General features: G+C 45.8%; 1 protein-coding gene. It reads right to left on the bottom strand.

Annotated features, from left to right (window positions below):
- Positions 1-616 (bottom strand): recombinase RecA (gene recA / locus FK268_RS25985; RefSeq protein WP_146437828.1); only part of this gene is annotated, 616 nt, incomplete at both ends.

A 616-nucleotide genomic window follows, 5' to 3' on the forward strand; every position in this document is an offset into this window, starting at 1 on the left:
CCTTATTCTTAACAACGCGTACGCGAGTGTCGGCTCCGATTACCTCATCACCCTTTTTCACCGCTCCTGTTCTGCGAATATCAAGGCGAACGGAAGAGTAGAATTTAAGTGCGTTTCCACCGGTTGTTGTTTCAGGGTTACCAAACATCACGCCGATCTTCATACGGATCTGGTTAATAAAGATCACAAGTGTATTTGATTTTTGAATATTAGCTGTCAATTTTCTTAAAGCTTGGCTCATAAGGCGTGCTTGAAGTCCCATATGAGAATCTCCCATCTCGCCTTCAATCTCTGCTTTAGGGGTGAGCGCTGCAACAGAGTCAACAACAACAATATCAATTGCGCCGGAACGCACTAATGTGTCGGTGATTTCGAGCGCTTGCTCGCCATTATCAGGCTGAGAGATATAGAGGTTCTCAACATCGACTCCAAGTTTTGCCGCATAGGTTGGATCGAGGGCATGTTCAGCATCGATAAAGGCAGCGGTACCTCCCGCTTTTTGCGCTTCAGCGATAACATGTAACGTTAATGTGGTTTTACCAGAGGATTCTGGACCATAAATTTCAACGATACGGCCTCTTGGCAAGCCACCAATGCCTAATGCAATATCAAGACC

This window comes from Tsukamurella sputi (assembly GCF_007858445.1).
Classification (GTDB): Bacteria; Actinomycetota; Actinomycetes; order Mycobacteriales; family Mycobacteriaceae; genus Tsukamurella; species Tsukamurella sputi.